Source organism: Pseudomonas sp. Lz4W (genome assembly GCF_000346225.2).
Taxonomy (GTDB): domain Bacteria; phylum Pseudomonadota; class Gammaproteobacteria; order Pseudomonadales; family Pseudomonadaceae; genus Aquipseudomonas; species Aquipseudomonas paraversuta.
Window position 1 is genome coordinate 3,140,162 of record NZ_CP017432.1, and the last position, 16,526, is coordinate 3,156,687.

Annotated in this window: 10 protein-coding genes and 1 pseudogene; 6 read left to right on the plus strand and 5 right to left on the minus strand. The window is 59.4% G+C overall.

What is annotated here, in order from left to right; translation table 11 throughout:
• Positions 1 to 25 precede the first annotated feature (25 nt).
• The 3 genes from B195_RS14175 to B195_RS14185 all read left to right on the plus strand — a co-directional run bounded on the left by B195_RS14175 (position 26) and on the right by B195_RS14185 (position 4,191).
• On the plus strand, positions 26 to 1,330 hold the full coding sequence (locus B195_RS14175) for an MFS transporter (RefSeq protein ID WP_003442301.1): 1,305 nt from the start codon (positions 26 to 28) through the stop codon (positions 1,328 to 1,330).
• A 66-nt stretch (positions 1,331 to 1,396) separates the two neighbouring features.
• Complete coding sequence (locus B195_RS14180; RefSeq protein ID WP_003442299.1) at positions 1,397 to 2,494, plus strand: M14 family metallopeptidase; 1,098 nt, start codon at positions 1,397 to 1,399, stop codon at positions 2,492 to 2,494.
• Positions 2,495 to 2,553: 59 nt separating this feature from the next.
• Positions 2,554 to 4,191, plus strand: coding sequence for a CapA family protein (locus tag B195_RS14185; protein ID WP_238143934.1), 1,638 nt, complete (start codon positions 2,554 to 2,556; stop codon positions 4,189 to 4,191).
• Positions 4,192 to 4,410: 219 nt separating this feature from the next.
• Here the strand turns inward: B195_RS14185 and B195_RS14190 are convergent, their stop codons facing one another.
• Positions 4,411 to 5,808, minus strand: coding sequence for a glutamate decarboxylase (locus B195_RS14190; protein WP_003442295.1), 1,398 nt, complete (start codon positions 5,806 to 5,808; stop codon positions 4,411 to 4,413).
• A 163-nt stretch (positions 5,809 to 5,971) separates the two neighbouring features.
• Between B195_RS14190 and glsA the strand changes: the two genes are divergently transcribed.
• From glsA to B195_RS14205, 3 genes are all read left to right on the plus strand, one after another.
• On the plus strand, positions 5,972 to 6,925 hold the full coding sequence (glsA, locus tag B195_RS14195) for a glutaminase A (RefSeq protein WP_003442294.1): 954 nt from the start codon (positions 5,972 to 5,974) through the stop codon (positions 6,923 to 6,925).
• Between the two features lie 14 nt (positions 6,926 to 6,939).
• Positions 6,940 to 8,517 (plus strand): amino acid permease, encoded by a 1,578-nt coding sequence (locus tag B195_RS14200; protein WP_003442292.1) that lies wholly within the window; start codon positions 6,940 to 6,942, stop codon positions 8,515 to 8,517.
• 383 nt (positions 8,518 to 8,900) lie between these two features.
• Entirely contained in the window at positions 8,901 to 9,524 is a 624-nt protein-coding gene (locus B195_RS14205; protein WP_003442289.1) for a hypothetical protein, read from the plus strand.
• 149 nt (positions 9,525 to 9,673) lie between these two features.
• On the opposite strand, the pseudogene B195_RS14210 reads toward B195_RS14205, so the two are convergent.
• The 4 genes and pseudogenes from B195_RS14210 to B195_RS14225 all read right to left on the minus strand — a co-directional run bounded on the left by B195_RS14210 (position 9,674) and on the right by B195_RS14225 (position 16,468).
• Positions 9,674 to 10,896, minus strand: a pseudogene (locus B195_RS14210) (multidrug effflux MFS transporter).
• Between the two features lie 17 nt (positions 10,897 to 10,913).
• Positions 10,914 to 12,206 carry a beta-ketoacyl-ACP synthase II gene (fabF, locus tag B195_RS14215; RefSeq protein ID WP_037001512.1) on the minus strand — a complete coding sequence of 431 codons (1,293 nt, stop codon included), beginning with the start codon at positions 12,204 to 12,206 and terminating at the stop codon, positions 10,914 to 10,916.
• A gap of 66 nt (positions 12,207 to 12,272) precedes the next feature.
• Positions 12,273 to 15,365 carry an efflux RND transporter permease subunit gene (locus B195_RS14220; protein WP_003442283.1) on the minus strand — a complete coding sequence of 1,031 codons (3,093 nt, stop codon included), beginning with the start codon at positions 15,363 to 15,365 and terminating at the stop codon, positions 12,273 to 12,275.
• Positions 15,362 to 16,468 carry an efflux RND transporter periplasmic adaptor subunit gene (locus tag B195_RS14225; RefSeq protein ID WP_003442279.1) on the minus strand — a complete coding sequence of 369 codons (1,107 nt, stop codon included), beginning with the start codon at positions 16,466 to 16,468 and terminating at the stop codon, positions 15,362 to 15,364. Before B195_RS14225 ends, B195_RS14220 begins: the two co-directional genes overlap by 4 nt.
• Positions 16,469 to 16,526 lie beyond the last annotated feature (58 nt).

The window sequence follows — 16,526 nt, forward strand, 5'->3', positions numbered from 1 at the left end:
AGCTCCTCAATTAAAGGCCATACCCATGCATTCACTTCCCGATAAAAGACGTCCGTTCGTTGTTGCCTTGCTGATGACTGTGGTGATTATCAGCGTGCTGGATAAAACCATTTTTGCCTTCGCCGGCCCGCAGATTATTGACGAACTGAAACTGACGCCCGAGCAGTTCGGTTTTATCAGCAGCGCGTTCTTTTTTCTGTATTCGATCTCCGGGGTACTGGTGGGCTTTGTGGCCAACCGTATGCCAAGCCGCTGGATCCTTTCGGGCATGGCCTTGGTCTGGATGGCCGCGCAATTGCTCGCCGCCCTGTCCAGCAGCTTCGTCACCCTGCTCGTCAGCCGCGTCATGCTGGGCGCTGGTTGCGGCCCTGGCACAGCCGTCACCCAGCACGCCTGTTTCAAATGGTACGCCACCCGCGAGCGGGTGCTGCCTGCGGCGCTGATTCAAGTCGCAATCATGTTAGGCGCCATCGCAGGCGCCCTGGCCCTGCCGACCTTGATTGAGCAATACGGCTGGCGTACGGGGTATGTGCTGCTGGCAGGTGTTGGCCTGGTGTGGCTGCTGCTGTGGCAACTGTTTGGCCGCGAAGGCCAGCATGACGATACAAAAACCGCCAATGGCAGCCTGTTGCCCACACTGCCCTACAGCCGACTGCTGCTCAATCGCACGTTTGTCTGCATTACTCTGGTCGCTTTCTGTAGCTATCTGCCCAATGCCCTGCTTTACAGCTGGCTGCCCACCTACCTGCAAAGAGGGCTGGGGATGACGCCGATGCAGTCCGGGTATCTGGTGCTCGCCACCACCCTGGGGGTGATATTTATGAACTTGCTGGTGTCCTGTCTGGCCCAACAAGCGATGAAGCGTGGCGCCAGCATACGCAAGGCGATGGTTATTCCGCCCCTCGTGGCATGCCTGATCGCAGCCGTGGCTTACATCATCATGGGCTTTAGCTCGACATCCCTGACAGTCACGCTGGGGCTGTTTCTTCTGGGCAGTATCCTTCTCAACTTGCTGTCAGCCTTTGGTTTCAGCATCGTCGCCCACATCGCACCGGCCCGCCAGCGCGGAAGTATGCTGGCCATCCACATCGCCTTGTTGACTACAGCAGGCATGCTCGCACCTCTTCTGGTGGGTCAGGCCATCGGCTGGCAGGGAGGAGATTTAGTCACCGGTTTCGAACTGGCGATCGGCCTGTTCGGGATCGCACTTTTAGTGTTCACCGTACTTGGCCTGGTGCTCATCGACCCTGAGCGCACTCGTCGCGAACTTAACGCCATCCTTCCCGAGTCCGCCCCTTCAGCCGCCTGCCCGGCCCACATCGCGCAGTGACTACCCCCGCTCCCTGATCGCCAAATCTGGCACGACTGTTACACGACTGTTAATAGGACATCCATGATGGACGTATCCTGCTTTTCACAAAGCTACGCCGAAGCTCGGCAAAAATTCCTGCAGGCTTGCGCCAATGCCCATCTGGAAGTTGAATCCCGCGTCCACCCGTTACCCGGTCGCGATGGAGAAGAACTGGCACTTGATGTCGCACTTATCGGTTCGCCCACAGCGGCCAACCTGCTGGTAGTGAGCAGCGGTGTGCACGGCGTTGAAGGCTTCTGCGGCTCGGCTGTTCAGGTGGATCATCTGCGCAATCATGATTGGAGCAGGCAGTGCCGCGCTCAGGATATGGCTGTGCTTTTTCTGCATGCAGTCAACCCTTACGGCTTCTCCTGGCTGCGTCGGGTCAACGAAGACAATGTCGATATCAATCGCAACTTCATGGACTTCGATCAGCCGTTGCCCGGTAACCCCGAATACACCTCGATCGCTCCGTTACTGGTGCCACGGCGTCAACCGCCCACTCTGCTCAGTACCCTCGGGCTCCTCGGGTATGCGTTACGCCACGGCACCAAAGCCTTGCAGTCGGCCATCACCCGAGGCCAGCACAGCGACCCTGACGGCTTGTTTTTTGCGGGCACCCAGCCCACCTGGAGCAACGTACAAGTTCGCCAGATCATTCGACGTTATGGCGGCCAATGTCAGCGCATAGGCTGGATCGATGTGCATACAGGGCTTGGTCCCAGCGGCGTGGGAGAGCGTATTTATAAAGGACGCGATACCCCGGACGCGATTGCACGGGCACGAAGCTGGTGGGGTGAACAGGTCACCCTCAGCACACAAGGTACGTCTTCATCAGCGGTTTTAAATGGCACCCTTGATTTAGCCGTCATGCAGGAATGCCCCGACGCGCAATACAACGGATTGACCCTGGAGTACGGCACCAAACCCGGACCATTGGTGCTCAAAGCGCTACGTGCCGATCAGTGGTTGCACAACCAGGCCGCTGTCCCGACAGAACGGTTAATGCAGATCAAACGCCAACTGCGCGATGCCTTCTATATTGATACCGACCCATGGAAACGCCGGGTATTGCAGCAGGCGCAAGACGTGCTTGAGCTCACCCGGCTCGGGCTGGCCGGCACCTCGAAAGAACGCAGTTAAAACCGACTTGCGCTGTAATCATCAAGCAAACCAAGAGGATATTCAGGATGAATGCTTATATGTTTGAAGCCTTGAAGGAGCTTATACAGTCGATCAAATGCTGCCTCGACGGGCACGAAGCCGAGACCATCGACATACTGCGGCGCGTCGCTGATGGCGACCTGGAAATGGTCGAGACCATCAGCCCCGAGGAAGAGGCTTACGCGCGGGCGTTGTTCGGCTGGATTGCACAACAGGGTCCGAAGCGGGTCTTGGAGAGGCTTGAGCCGGTGCTCGCCGATCCTTCTCCATTACTCAAGGCGCAGATCCTGCTCGAGGATTTCCTGGTTGATCCCGGATTTGGAGTACTTCCCCCTGCCCTCAAGGACCCGATACACCAGCGCACCCTGCTCAGGCTTGGTCTTTTGCTGATGAGTTACATCTGCTATGAGCAGTTTCATTACCCGCAACCCGAAACAGGCGTGTATGACATCTCGGGCAATACTTTCCAGAAGACCAAGTGGGTTTACCGCTACTGGCTTAATCAACTTGAAGTTGCCGAAAAAGAGTCGGGGCTCGAAGGATTCTTCGCTAACCAGACCTTGAAGTTCCGTAACCTGAGTGACCCCTCAATTGAACAAGGGGGTGTGTTCCCGGTTATTCCCGTCCTCTCGGTTTCATGTGCGGGTGACTTGCTCGCGGTGGATGTGCTGACTCCCGAAAACACACCGCACCTGTTCGACGACATCACCGATTTTTACAGCAGCGCTGACATCGTTAGTGCCAACCTGGAGTCGACCGTTGATGAGAGCAAGCCTATAGGGCGCCATCAACAAACTGGCAAGCCGGCGCAAATGAACACCTCTGAAGCGATGTTCAACAAATTCCGCCATGAAGCGAAGATCAACTTCTTCAGCACAGCGACCAACCACGCGATGGACTGGGGCAAGGAAGGCGTGGAGGCCACACTCAAAGTGCTTGAGAAGTCAGGGGCCTACTACTCCGGCACTGCCCGTAGTCAGGCCGAGCAGGATGATGTCGTCGTCGTGGAAAAAAACGGCATCAAAGTGGCTCTCCTGTCTTACACCTTTGACCTCAACGGTCACTCACGGGACGGGGAGCTTTACCTGGCCAACGAAGTGAGATTCAACGACGTTGACCCGCCTACGGATTACGCCCTGATCAAAAAACAGGTCGCAGCCGCCAAGGCCAAGGGCGCCGACTGGATCATCGCCTACTGCCATTGGGGGTGGGAGTTCGAAATGTACCCCCATGAGAAAATTGTTGATGCCGCGCACAAGGTTATCGAGTGCGGCGTGGACACCATCCTCGGCAACCACGCGCATGTCAGCCAGCCAGCGCAAGTGATTCCACGCCATGGCAAGCAGGATGCGTTGGTCATCTACGCTTTCGGCGACTTTGTGAGCTTCCATCCAGAGAGTCGCAACTCAAAACTGGCCTACGCCGTAAAGTTCGATATTGGCAAAGCCCTTGGGGTGACCCGGCTGTATAACCTGAAGGTATTGCCCATCTATATCGTTAACGAAAAACGGGATACGACCGACTACAACTGTCGCATCGTCAGGTTCGAAAATGTCCTGAGCAACCCCGACCACTATGGCCTGACCGAGCTGGAAAAGAGTCAACTGCCTCATCTGCGCGACAAGGTGTGGAACGCTATTCTGTCGCCGCTTTCGGACCTTTATGCAGACCTCTAAATAGCGGCTCGGACAATATCCGTTGTCAGCCGTGCTGGCTGCGAACGGGGCCACATGGCCCTCAAGAACAGATAGCGCCAAAGATTTTTCAAATCTATAGAAAAGGCATATCAAAGAAAAACGTGGGCGCGGTTGAAAGGCACGAGATACTTTTGACCCTATGAAATAACTACTGTGCTCGGTTTTTTGACGAGCACAGTATATTTCGATTATCGCTTTCTACCGTCCGGCATGATTTCCCGCTTCAGCTTCACGGCCTTTAAAGCCGTGGGGCTGATGCTCAGCGAAGAATTGAATATCCCGCACAAAGTCGGCCAGCAACAATTTGGCCATGTCGATCGACATCCCCTGCTTGACCAGAATCCGCTGCACCACCACCTCTTCTACATTGGCAGGCAAGCTGTACGCTGGCACCAGCCAACCGCGGACGCGCAGGCGGTCCGCCAGGTCATACAGGGAGTAATTGGTTTTCGCCCCCGGCTTCAAACGCCAGGTCAGCGCCGGGATCCCCAATTGCGGATCACCGTTGTAGAGCATCTCGAACGGCCCGATCTTGACCAGCTCTCGCGCCAAAAATTGCGCTGTTTCGTAGCACGCAGAATGAATACGCTCATACCCCTCACGCCCCAGGCGCAAGAAGTTGTAGTACTGGGCAATGATCTGCCCGGCCGGGCGCGAAAAGTTCAGGGCGAAAGTCGGCATGTCGCCGCCCAGGTAGTTCACATGAAAAATCAGGCCTTCCGGCAGTTCCTTCGCATCGCGCCAAACCACCCAACCCGCGCCTATCGGTGCCAGGCCGAACTTGTGCCCGGAGGTGCTGATGGACTTGACCCGCGGTACACGAAAGTCCCAAAGAATGTCCGGTGCGCAAAACGGCGCCAGCATCGCGCCACTTGCACCATCGACGTGAAGGTCGACACTCAGGCCGCTGCTTTTTTCCAGATCGTCCAGGGCATCGGACAACGGTTTTACGGTTTCATACAGACCGGTAAATGTCTGGCCGAAGGTCGGTACCACCACGATGGTGTTTTCATCGACCCGCTCCAGCATGTCCTCAGGCCTCATGAACCAATGCCCTTCGGACATCGGTACTTCACGGATTTCTATATCCCAGTAACGGGCAAACTTGTGCCAACAAACCTGCACCGGACCGCACACCATATTCGGCGTAGTAGCAGCCTTGCCAGCCGCTTTGCGCACCGCACGCCAGCGCCACAACGCAGCCAGACCACTGAGCATGCAAGCTTCACTGGAACCTACAGTTGAAGTGCCGAGGGTGGTGGCCGCCGCCGGGGAATGCCATAGATCCGCCAGCATATGGATGCAACGGTTCTCCAGTTCCGCCGATTGCGGATATTCGTCCTTGTCGATCATGTTCTTGTCGATCGACAGGTCCATCAGCTTGTGAACTTCATCCTCTTCCCATGTTTGGCAAAAAGTGGCGAGATTCTGGCGGGCGTTGCCATCCAGGTACAGCTCATCGTGGACCAACTGGTATACATCTCGTGGCGACTGCTCCGCCTCCGGGAAGCCCTTGGTCACAGCGGCGTGAGCCAGTTCAGAAGAACCAAAAACGGGATCTGTGGCCGACTTGTGCTTGATGCGGTGCAACGCCATAAGAACTCTCCTTGAGTAATGCAGGGTCTGTTTTATTCACTTTGACTCAGCCTTCGCCAAGCCAGCATAGACAAGCATTTTGAGTCTGCTGTCCGATTCCCGACCACCGTGTATTTTCCGATCTATAGTTCCGTTTCTTTGAAGTACTCACGGAGCGAGCGCGATGAAGCAAAGACCCACGACCGCAGACAGCACGGTCAAACAGGCACTGGAGCAGGCACTGCAACGGTATTCAGGTAATCAGCACGGCAAGAATGCCAGCTACATTCCTTTCCTGGCCTCAGTGCCATCCCATCTGTTCGGCATCAGCATCATGTTCTGCGATGGCACCCATGCCGAGGTAGGCGACACGGATTACGCCTTCGCCATCGAGTCGATTTCCAAAGTATTCACCCTCTCCCATGTACTCGATGAGGTAGGTCCACAGGCCTTGCGCAGCAAGATCGGCTGCGACCCCACCGGTGAGCCATTCAACTCGGTGGTGGCCCTGGAACTGCACAAAGGCCGACCGCTCAACCCCTTTGTGAACGCAGGCGCAATGGCCACTGTCAGCCTGGTTGAGGCCGATTGCGCCCAAGCTCGCTGGGACCGGATACAGGCCACCTACAACGCTTTTGCCGGGCGCGAATTGACAGTAAACGACGAGGTTTACCAATCCGAAACCAGCAGTAATCAACACAATCGCGGCATTGCCTGGCTGCTGCAAAGTTACGGCTACATGTACGCCGACCCCATGCAAGTGTGTGATGTGTACACCCGCCAATGCTCGGTGGCGATTACCTGTCATGACCTGGTGACCATGGGCGCGTGCCTGGCCAACGGCGGCGTCAACCCGATTACTGGCAAGCAAGTCGTGGCAGCCAAACACGTGGCGCCAATCCTCTCCGAAATGACCTTGAATGGTCTGTATGACACCACAGGCGACTGGTATTACAAGGTCGGCCTGCCGGGTAAAAGCGGGGTCGGTGGCGGCATTCTGGCTGTGGTTCCCGGCGTTTGCGCTATCGCCGCCTTTGCCCCGCCACTGGATGTGGCCGGTAACAGCGTTCGCGGTCAACTGGCCGCCGAATACCTTAGCCGCACGCTCAATCTGAGCCTGTTGCACGAATTCGCGTAAGGGAGCGGGTACTCATGGCTACCACCAGCAAAGCTAAAACCTACATGTCTTGGCTCACCATCTGCTTCATGATGGTTGCAGCCGTTGCCAGTATTCGTTCACTGCCCAGCATGGCCGTGTATGGCCTGGGTTCGGTTTTTCTCTATGTCATCCCGGCACTGCTGTTTTTTATCCCGGTTTCCCTGGTCGCCTCCGAACTGGGCACCGGCTGGAACGGCGGAATCTATGGCTGGGTCAGGCAAGCCTACGGCGACCGCCCGGGCTTTTTCATCATGTGGTTCATGTGGGTACAAGTGGTGGTCTGGTACCCGATTGTGCTTGGGTTTGGCGCAAGCACCATGGCGTATCTGATCAACCCGGAACTGGCCAAAAGCGGTGTCTTTACTGCCGCGGTCATCATCGTTTTGTACTGGCTATCGACATTTGTGGCACTTAACGGGCTGACGGCACTGTCGAAGCTGACATCATGGTTCATGCTGCTGGGCACCGCATTGCCCGCCGCGCTGCTGGTTTTGCTCGGCGTGGCCTGGCTGGTGCTGGGGCATGAGTCAGCAACACCGCTGACCTGGGATGCCTTGATTCCGGCCATTTTCGATACCCACACCACAGTTAAATCGGGCTCGCGCAACCTGCACCCGGATTTTTGGCAGGAATTCACCGGCGCCGTCACTGGCCTGGTTCTGATTGTGAGTAACTTCCTGGCGTTTGCCGGTATCGAAATGAACGCCATTCACGCCCGGGAATTACGCGACCCGCAAAAAGAAATGCCCCGAGCGATTCTGTTGGCCTTCTTCATGATCCTGCTAGTGTTTATCCCGCCTACGGTGGCGATTTCGCTGGTGGTACCTGCTGACTCAACCAGCCTTACCGCCGGGGTTATCCAGGCTTATGCTGCGTTCTTCCAGGGTTTCGACATGCCTTGGGCAACCCCGATCATGGCCATATTGCTGATTATCGGTGCATTGGGCGGGGTTCTGGCCTGGACAGCCGGACCGTCCACAGGCCTGCTGTTTGTCGGCAAGGCCGGGATGCTTCCACCTGTAATGCAGGAGGTGAACAAGAAAGGCGTGCAGAAAAACATTCTGTATTTGCAGGCCATCATCGTCACCTTGCTGTCGACGATCTACATCTTTCTCGACAACGTATCCGACGCGTTCTGGATGATCAGCGCGATGGCTGCACTGATGTACCTGATCATTTACGTATTTATGTTTATGGCGGCCATGAAGCTGCGTAAAACACAGCCCAACGTAAAACGCGGTTATGTGCTCAAGGGGCTGCATGGCTGGTGCTATCTGGGGTTGTTTTCGACCTGTGTGGCGCTGATTTTCGGCTTTATTCCACCGAACAGCTTCAGCAGCATGCCATTTTTTGAGTATGCGGGGATTTTGTTGCTGGGGTTGATCGTGGCAGGCGTACCGCCGTTTATCTTCTATGCGTTGCGCAAGCCGTCATGGCAGATGGTACCCAAAGCCGAGTCTGATCAATATTCTGCAGCGCTGCAGGATCTTCAAGCCGCGGACGACAAGGCTGCGAACGCGAGCACCAGCACGCCGCCGCCAGCATCCGCTGCAGCTCCAAGCGCAAGTTAAGGCATGTAGCCGCTGCTGAGGAACGGGGGCTGCGAAGTCATCACTGGGGTTCAGCCGATACACCGCGTGATGCCTCTCGCAGTTTGCGAACCCCGGCAGACGCCCCAGGTCGGGGTGTTTATCGAGAAAGGTCCGGTCGCGGTAAACGACCGGGCTGACAGGCTTGCTGGTCATCGTTTCCTCCAGGCAAAAAATACCCGCTATATGCGGGTTAATGGATAACGACCAAAAGGCCATGGTCAGAGCCGGTTGCTTTCGTGCTGTTCACTCTCTCAAACGCATAAGTGAGCCAGGCGGTTGAGCTGCGTTTTGTCTTCTACACTCTTTTTCGGCCAGCTTTTGGACAAGCCTATGAAGGCCAAATATAAAAGGGAGTAACGATGATGGTTCGCAGAATTTTGGCCGTTGCGGCATTGGTACTGTTAGCCGGTTGCGCTATCAACAGGGCAGAAGTGGATGTTTTGCCGCCCGGCAAGACTCAGACACCTGCCCCCAGCAATGGCAAGAAGGTTTATATCCGCGCGGTTGATGATCGAGTTTTTCAGATCAAACCTACCAGCTTCGACATGCCTTCACTGAAGTACGACGAGATCGACGACAAGTCGATTACCGAGCGGGCGATTGCTCGTAAACGCAATAACTACAATATGGCCATCGGCGACGTGCTGCTGCCCAAGGGCCGTACCGTTTCAGAGCTGGTAGGAGATGCCGTAGCCAGCGCTTATCAGCAGGCAGGCTATGAGGTGGTTAGCGCTCCTGGTGCCCCTGATGTCCGTGAAGTCAAAGTGCAAATCATTGAATTCTGGTCATGGTCCATGACGCAGGGGGTGCTCGACAAAGTACTGCGCAACAAGTCGTTTCTTCAGATAAAAACCCTTGGCATGCCTGAACAGACCTTGAAAACGCTGGTCAGTGAAAACGTGAAAGTGACCACAGAAACCGACTGGAAGACAATCACCGAAGCAGGCCTTGAAGCCATTACTCAGGAAACCCTGAAGCAGCTCTAAGGGGCTCCTGAGCACTACAGGTCAGTGACCGTCTATTTCATGTACCAGCCCACGGTTGGTCATCGAAGTATTCGGTCACTCAATGTTTATGGTTACCAACCGCCTGCCCCCTGCCCGCTTTGCTTGGCAACACCAGTGGGATCGAATCTCTAAGGTCTAGCCGCCCGGCTTTCGATCTGTGTACCCGAAAAGAACAATATAAGCGCCACGAGCAAACCGAGGTCTGGATAACGCCTAAGGTCAACACCGGCGCATACGCCAGCACCGACACCAACCAGGTAGTAACCGCCGCCGCCCCCATGGTCAAAAACCCGAGCAATGCCGACGCAAGCCCCGCCTCCTTGCCGAATGGCCCCATGGTGATGGCCGTCCCCAGCGGGTTGGCGTGGCCCATGCCGCAGAGGAAGATCACCATCGACAGCGAGTACCAGCCAAGTCCTGGGTCGCTCGGCCCCATCAGCAGCAGGCAGCCGGCTAGCAACGCAGTGCTCAGCCCGACAGTAGCAACGGTACGACTGCCGAACCGGCGGGCCAGGCGTGGCGCGGACATGCCGGCGGCGAAGACTACGAATACCGTGGCGGCGAAGTACAGCCCCGTCTGCAAGGAGGACAAGCCCATGCCGTTGATCAGGATCGCCGGGGCGGCGGCGAAAGAGGCGAACAGTCCGCTCATCAGCAAGCTCACTGCGGCACCCGGCAGAATGAAGCGGCTATGCGCGAGCAGCCGGCCGTAGGCGCTTACTACTTGTGGGATCGACTGTGTGGTTCGGCGTTCAGCCGGCAGCGTTTCGCCAAGGCCGCGCGCGTAGAAAAACGCGATGACGACGGCAGCAATCCCCACCATCAGGAAAATTGCTCGCCAACCCAGCGCGGTGGTCAACAGGCTGCCGAGCAGCGGTGAAAAACCGGGAGCTGCTGCGGTGGCGATCATGGTCAGTGACAGTGCTCGCGCCAGGGTTTCGCCTTCGAACAGGTCGCGTGCAATGGCGCGGGCCAGTACGGCGGCGGCGCAAACACCCAGGGCCTGGATGACGCGTCCGGCGATCAGCATGTCGAATGAGCCGGCACAGCCAGCAACCCACGTACCTACGACGAACATAGAGAGGCCGCCGAGCACCAGGCGCTTGCGGCCGTAGCGGTCGGCCAGCGGTCCGACCACCAATTGCGCGAGCGCGAAGGTGATGAAGAAGCTGGAAAGCGTCAGGCCCAGCTCGCGAGACGACACGCCGAGCTGCTGGCCGATGTCCGCAAAGGCGGGAAGGATGATGTTGGTGGACAGGCTGCTGATCGCAGACAGCCCCGCCAGCAGCGCCACGATCTTGCCGGTCAGCGGCGTGCCGCTGTGCCCGGCTGCTACATTGCCGAGGGTCACGGTTTCACGCGCCGCCCTCACGTTGTGGCCTCCCAGCGGCGGAACAACACGCTGGCGTTCACGCCGCCAAAGCCGAAGCCATTGGAGAGCGCGTAGGTGATTGGCATTTTTCGGGCATTGAGCCCGACCAGGTCGAGCCCCGTCGCGGCTTCGTCCGGGTTGTCGAGGTTCAGAGTCGGCGGCACGATCTGGTCGCGCAGCGCCAGCACCGTGAAGATCGCTTCGATGCCACCGGCAGCGCCAAGCAAGTGGCCGGTAGCGGATTTGGTCGAGGTGATAGCTACGCCTGCATCGGCGCCGAACAGCGTCTTGATAGCGGCCAACTCGCCGTTGTCGCCAACCTGGGTGGAGGTGGCGTGGGCATTGATGTGCTGCACATCCTCCGGGCTCAGGCCCGCCTGCCGCAGCGCCTGTTGCATGGCGCGGCGAGCGCCATTGCCATCCTCCGGCCCGGCGGTGAGGTGATAGGCATCTGCGCTGGTGCCGTAACCCACCAACTCCGCCAGCGGTGTGGCGCCACGTGCAAGGGCGTGCTCCAGGGATTCGATCACCAGCAAACCGGCGCCTTCGGACATCACGAAACCGTCGCGGTCACGGTCAAACGGCCGCGACGCTTGCTGCGGGTTCTCGGCGAAGCCGGTGGATAAAGCGCGCGCTGCCGCGAAACAGCCGAGGGTTACACGGTCGATCGCCGCTTCGGTGCCGCCACAGATGGCGATGTCGGCCTCGCCACTTCTGATCAAGCGAGCCGCATCGCCAATCGCCTGGACACCTGCCGCACACGCGGTGACCGGCGCGCCAAGGGGACCTTTGAAGCCGTTGCGGATGGACACATGCCCGGCCGCCATATTGGCCAGGAACGACGGCGCAGTGAATGGCGACAGCCGGCGCGGCCCCCGTGAATCGGTGGTGCGCACCGCGTCGGCAACAGCGCCGAAGCCGCCCACACCCGAGGCGATGATGGTTGCAGTTCGAACCTGTTCGGCTTCACTGGTCGGGTGCCAGCCCGCCTGCTCCAGCGCCTCATGGGCGGCGATCAGGGCGAATTCGATGAAGCGGTCCATCTTCTTGCGCTCCTTCGGCGGGATGACCTGCTCGGGTTGGTAACCCGCCAGCGCGTCTTCCTCGAACGTGGGCACCTGCCCGCCTACTGTCACGCCCGTGCCTTCGGTGATGTGCGCCGGCAGTGTGCGAATGCCCGAGCGCCCGGCCAGCAGGCGTCGCCACACTTCATCCACACCACAGCCCAACGGCCCGACCATGCCGGTACCGGTGACGACGATGCGTATGTGCTGTTGAACGTTGCTCATTGGAACCTCTCTGTATCGTTCGGCGCTGTCCCGAGTTGCAGGAGAGCGCGTTGGTCGCAAGCGGCGTCAGGCGTTCGCCACAACGCTCAAATCATCGGCTTGGTCGCTTGGGCGGATCTTGAACCAGATGCAATACATTGCCGGCAGGAACACCAGGGTCATGACGGTGCCGACGAAAGTGCCGCCGATGAGGGTGTAGGCCAGGGTGCCCCAGAACACCGAATGGGTAAGGGGGATGAAGGCGAGAATCGCCGCCAGTGCCGTCAGCAATACGGGGCGTGCGCGCTGTACGGTGGCTTCGACCACCGCGTTGTACGGGTCCAGGCCCTCCTTCTCGTTGTGATGGATCTGCCCGATCAGGATCAACGTGTTGCGCATCAGTATCCCCGACAGCGCAATCAGCCCGACCAGGGCGTTGATGCCGAACGGTTGCTGGAACAACAGCAGCACCGGCACCACGCCAATCAAGCCCAGCGGCGAGGTGAGAAAGACCATGACCATCGCCGATATCGAGCGCACCTGCAGGATGAGGATCAGCAGCGTCAGGGCGATCATGATCGGCAGCAGCGGCACAATCGCCTGGCTGGCCTTGCCCGATTCCTCGATGGAGCCGGCCATCTCGATTCGGTAGCCAGCCGGCAAGGTGTTGATGATCGGCTGCAGGTCTTTCCACACCGCAGCCGAGATGTCCGGCGGTTGCAGCCCTTCGGCAATGTCCCCACGCACAGTGATGGTCGGCGTGCGGTCACGACGGCGCAGGAGCGGATCTTCCATGCGCACCTCAACCTTGCCGATCTGCGACAGCGGAATGCGCTGGCCAGCGGCGCCAACCAGTGTGAAGCCCTCGATCTTCGCCGGATCAAGACGGATATCACCGGCCGCGCGGCCGACCACCTGTACCGAACGGATGTCTTCGCGCACCGAGGTGATCGGCACGCCGCTGAGCAGAAACTGCAGCTGCTGCGCGACGGCGCTGGAGCTCAGGCCAACGGCCTGCAGGCGATCCTGATCCAGCGAAAAATGCAGCGTGGGCACCCGCGGGCCCAAGTCGCTGTTCACGGTTCTCATCATCGAGCTGGCGTGCAATACGCCTTGCACGCGCGTGGCGATTTCGCGCAGTTTCATGGGGTCCGGCCCCATCACTCGATAGGCCACCGGGTAGGGTGAGTACGGGCCGAAGACCAGTTGCGTCACGCGCACCCTGGCTTCGGGCACGAGCCCTTCGCAGACCGCTTCACGGAGGCGCAGCTTGAGCGCTTCACGGGCGTTCTGGCTGTCGGTCAGCACCACGATCTTGGCGAACGACGGGTCAGGCAGTTCCGGCGCCATGGCCAGGAAGAATCGCGGCGGGCCCTGGCCGATGTACGAGGTGACGATCCTGGCTTCTTCCTGTTTGCGCAGCCATGACTCGACCTTGATGGTCGCAGCCTTGGTCTGCTCAATCGAGGTGCCGTACGGCATTTGCACTTCGACCAGCACTTCAGGGCGGTCGGACGTCGGGAAGAACTGCTTCTTCACCAGCCCCATGCCCAGCACCGAAACCACAAACAAGATGATGACCGCGCCAGCCACCAGCCATTTATGGGTGATGACCCGCGCCAGCAGCCAGCGGAAACGGTTGTAGTGGCGGGTGTTGTAGATAGCCGCGTGACCACCTTCGACCTGCTTGATGTCGGGCAGCAACTTCACGCCCAGATACGGCGTAAACACTACCGCCACCACCCAGGAGGCGATCAGGGCAATGCCGACGATCCAGAACATGTTGCTGGTGTACTCACCCGCCGTGGACTGGGCAAAGCCGTTGGGCATGAAGCCGATGGCGGTGACCAGCGTACCGGAGAGCATCGGCGCAGCGGTGTGACTCCAGGCGTAGGCCGACGCCTTGAAGCGGTCGTAGCCCTCCTCCATTTTCACCACCATCATTTCGATGGCGATGATGGCGTCGTCCACCAACAGGCCCAAGGCAAGAATCAGCGAGCCCAGGGTGATGCGGTCGAAATTCTTGCCCGAGGCGGCCATCACCACGAACACGATAGCCAGCGTCAGCGGCACGGCCGCGGCAACCACGACGCCGACGCGCCAGCCCATGCTGATAAAGCAGACCAGCATGACCACCAGCAGGGCGACGAAGAACTTGACCATGAATTCGTCGACGGACGACGTGATGTTGACGGCCTGATCGGTGACTTTGGCCAGCGTCATGCCGAGCGGCATCGCGTCGTTGATGTTCGCTGTTTCAGCGTCGAGCGCCTTGCCGAGGTCGAGCCCGTTCCAGCCCTCGCGCATGATCACACCAAGCAGCAACGCGGGCTCGCCACCGTTGCGCACCAGAAAGGTGGCCGGGTCCTCATAGCCGCGCTCCACGGTTGCCACGTCGGCAAGCTTCAGCGTGCGGCCCTGCACGGTAATCGGTGTTTCGCGGATTTTCGCCAGTTTGTCGAACGCGCCATCCAGGCGCATGACCACTTGCGGCCCGCTGGTTTCCACCGAACCGGCAGGCGTCAGTACGTTCTGGCTGTTGAGTGCGGCGAAGATGTCCTGCGGCGTTACGCCCAGGGTTGCCAGCCGGTCGTGGGAGAAGGACACGAAGATGCGCTCGGCCTGTTCGCCGATGATATTCACCTTCTTCACCCCCGGTACGTGCAGAAGCCGCTGGCGCAGCGACTCGGCGTCACGCACCAGTTGGCGCTGCGGTTCGCCCTTGGCCTTCAGCGCATACAGCGCGAAGGTCACATCGGAGAATTCGTCGTTGATCATTGGCCCGATCACGCCGCTTGGTAGCGTCCTGGCTTCATCGCCAAGCTTCTTGCGGGCCTGATAGAACTCTTCCTGCACCTGCGACGGCGGCGTGCTATCGCGCAACGACACCATGGTGAACGCCAGGCCCGCGCGGGTGTAGGTTTCGCTGCGGTCGTACCACTTGAGCTCCTGCATGCGTTTTTCCAGCGGCTCGGCCACCTGGTCCTGCATCTCCTGGGCAGTGGCGCCCGGCCAGGCAGTGATGATGGTCATCTGCTTGACGGTGAAAGGCGGATCTTCGGCGCGGCCCAGCTTGAAGAACGCCAGCGTGCCTGCCACTGCGATCAGCAGGATCAGGAACAAGGTGATGGAGCCCTCGCGCACCGCCAGGGCGGAGAGATTGAAACGCCCCTCACTCATGGCTGACTCCCGGCAACCGGCGTCACCGCCGCCTGGGCAAGTCGCACTTGCTCACCGTCCTGCAGCAGGTGGGCACCGAGGGCGACCACTTGCTCACCGGCGTCGAGCTTGCCGGCGACACGCGCCGCATCATCACCGATACCGACTACCTGAACGGGGCGCCAGGCGACTCTCGAGGGCTCGCCGGCAATGACCCACACGCCCGTTCCGTTGCCGGGGTCGTAGAGCGCGGCGATGGGCACCTGCGCCACCTGACCCGCATTTTTACCCTCTGCGATGTTCAGGGTAATGGTGGCGCCGAGCGGTGCATTCGCCAGCGCACCGTCGAGCACATACCTGGCTTCGAAGGTGCGAGTGGTGGCATCGGCGGCCTCGGAGAGCAAGCGCAGTTTGGCCGCGACGGCAGCTGCGTCATTGCCATACAGGGAGGCTTGAGCCGTGGAGCCCGGCGCCGGGCGCAGGGTCTCGGGAAGATGCACTATGGCTTCGCGCTGCCCTGCCCGCGCCAATCGCACCACCGCCTGGCCGGCGCTGACCACCTGGCCGGGCTCGGCCAGGGTGTCCATCACCACGCCATCGGCGTCGGCCAATAACACCGCGTAGCCCGTGGCATTGCGTGCTACCTCGGCCTGGGCCTGGGCCGCGCTGAGCCGGGCTTTGGCAGAGTCTGCCGCGGCCTTGATTTGATCGTAGGCCGACGCCGACACCGCACCGGCAGCGACCAGCCCGCGATAACGCGACTCGTCGTCAGCCGTCTGCCTGGCCAGCGCACGGGCGGAAGCAACGGCCTCCTGCTGCGCACGCGCCTGCAATTGCAGGTCGATGGGGTCGAGGCGCATCAGTGGCTGGCCGCGCTTGACCGTCTCACCGGTGTCGACCAGCCGTTCGAGAATCTTGCCCGATACCCGGAAGCCCAGGTCACTCTGGGTACGTGCAACCACGACGCCGGTGAACGCACGAGACATCTCGGACGACCGCTCGACCGTCGCCGCCCTGACCAGCGGCGGCTTGTTGCGCGGATCTCTGTTGACTGACGAATCGCCGCACGCCACCAGGACGATAGGCAGCAAGCAAAACACGAAGGTGGCGGGCTTGAGGCGCATGGGTTCCGTTACTCAAGAGCAATGTAGGAACCACATTCTTAGACTAGTGACCAATTCT

What these genes read in the sequence shown, in the direction of transcription:
- B195_RS14175 (WP_003442301.1), top strand. Translation starts at nt 26, where the DNA reads ATGCATTCACTTCCCGATAAAAGACGTCCGTTCGTTGTTGCCTTGCTG.
- B195_RS14180 (WP_003442299.1), top strand. Translation starts at nt 1,397, where the DNA reads ATGGACGTATCCTGCTTTTCACAAAGCTACGCCGAAGCTCGGCAAAAA.
- B195_RS14185 (WP_238143934.1), top strand. Translation starts at nt 2,554, where the DNA reads ATGTTTGAAGCCTTGAAGGAGCTTATACAGTCGATCAAATGCTGCCTC.
- B195_RS14190 (WP_003442295.1), bottom strand. Translation starts at nt 5,808, where the DNA reads ATGGCGTTGCACCGCATCAAGCACAAGTCGGCCACAGATCCCGTTTTT.
- glsA (WP_003442294.1), top strand. Translation starts at nt 5,972, where the DNA reads ATGAAGCAAAGACCCACGACCGCAGACAGCACGGTCAAACAGGCACTG.
- B195_RS14200 (WP_003442292.1), top strand. Translation starts at nt 6,940, where the DNA reads ATGGCTACCACCAGCAAAGCTAAAACCTACATGTCTTGGCTCACCATC.
- B195_RS14205 (WP_003442289.1), top strand. Translation starts at nt 8,901, where the DNA reads ATGGTTCGCAGAATTTTGGCCGTTGCGGCATTGGTACTGTTAGCCGGT.
- fabF (WP_037001512.1), bottom strand. Translation starts at nt 12,206, where the DNA reads ATGAGCAACGTTCAACAGCACATACGCATCGTCGTCACCGGTACCGGC.
- B195_RS14220 (WP_003442283.1), bottom strand. Translation starts at nt 15,365, where the DNA reads ATGAGTGAGGGGCGTTTCAATCTCTCCGCCCTGGCGGTGCGCGAGGGC.
- B195_RS14225 (WP_003442279.1), bottom strand. Translation starts at nt 16,468, where the DNA reads ATGCGCCTCAAGCCCGCCACCTTCGTGTTTTGCTTGCTGCCTATCGTC.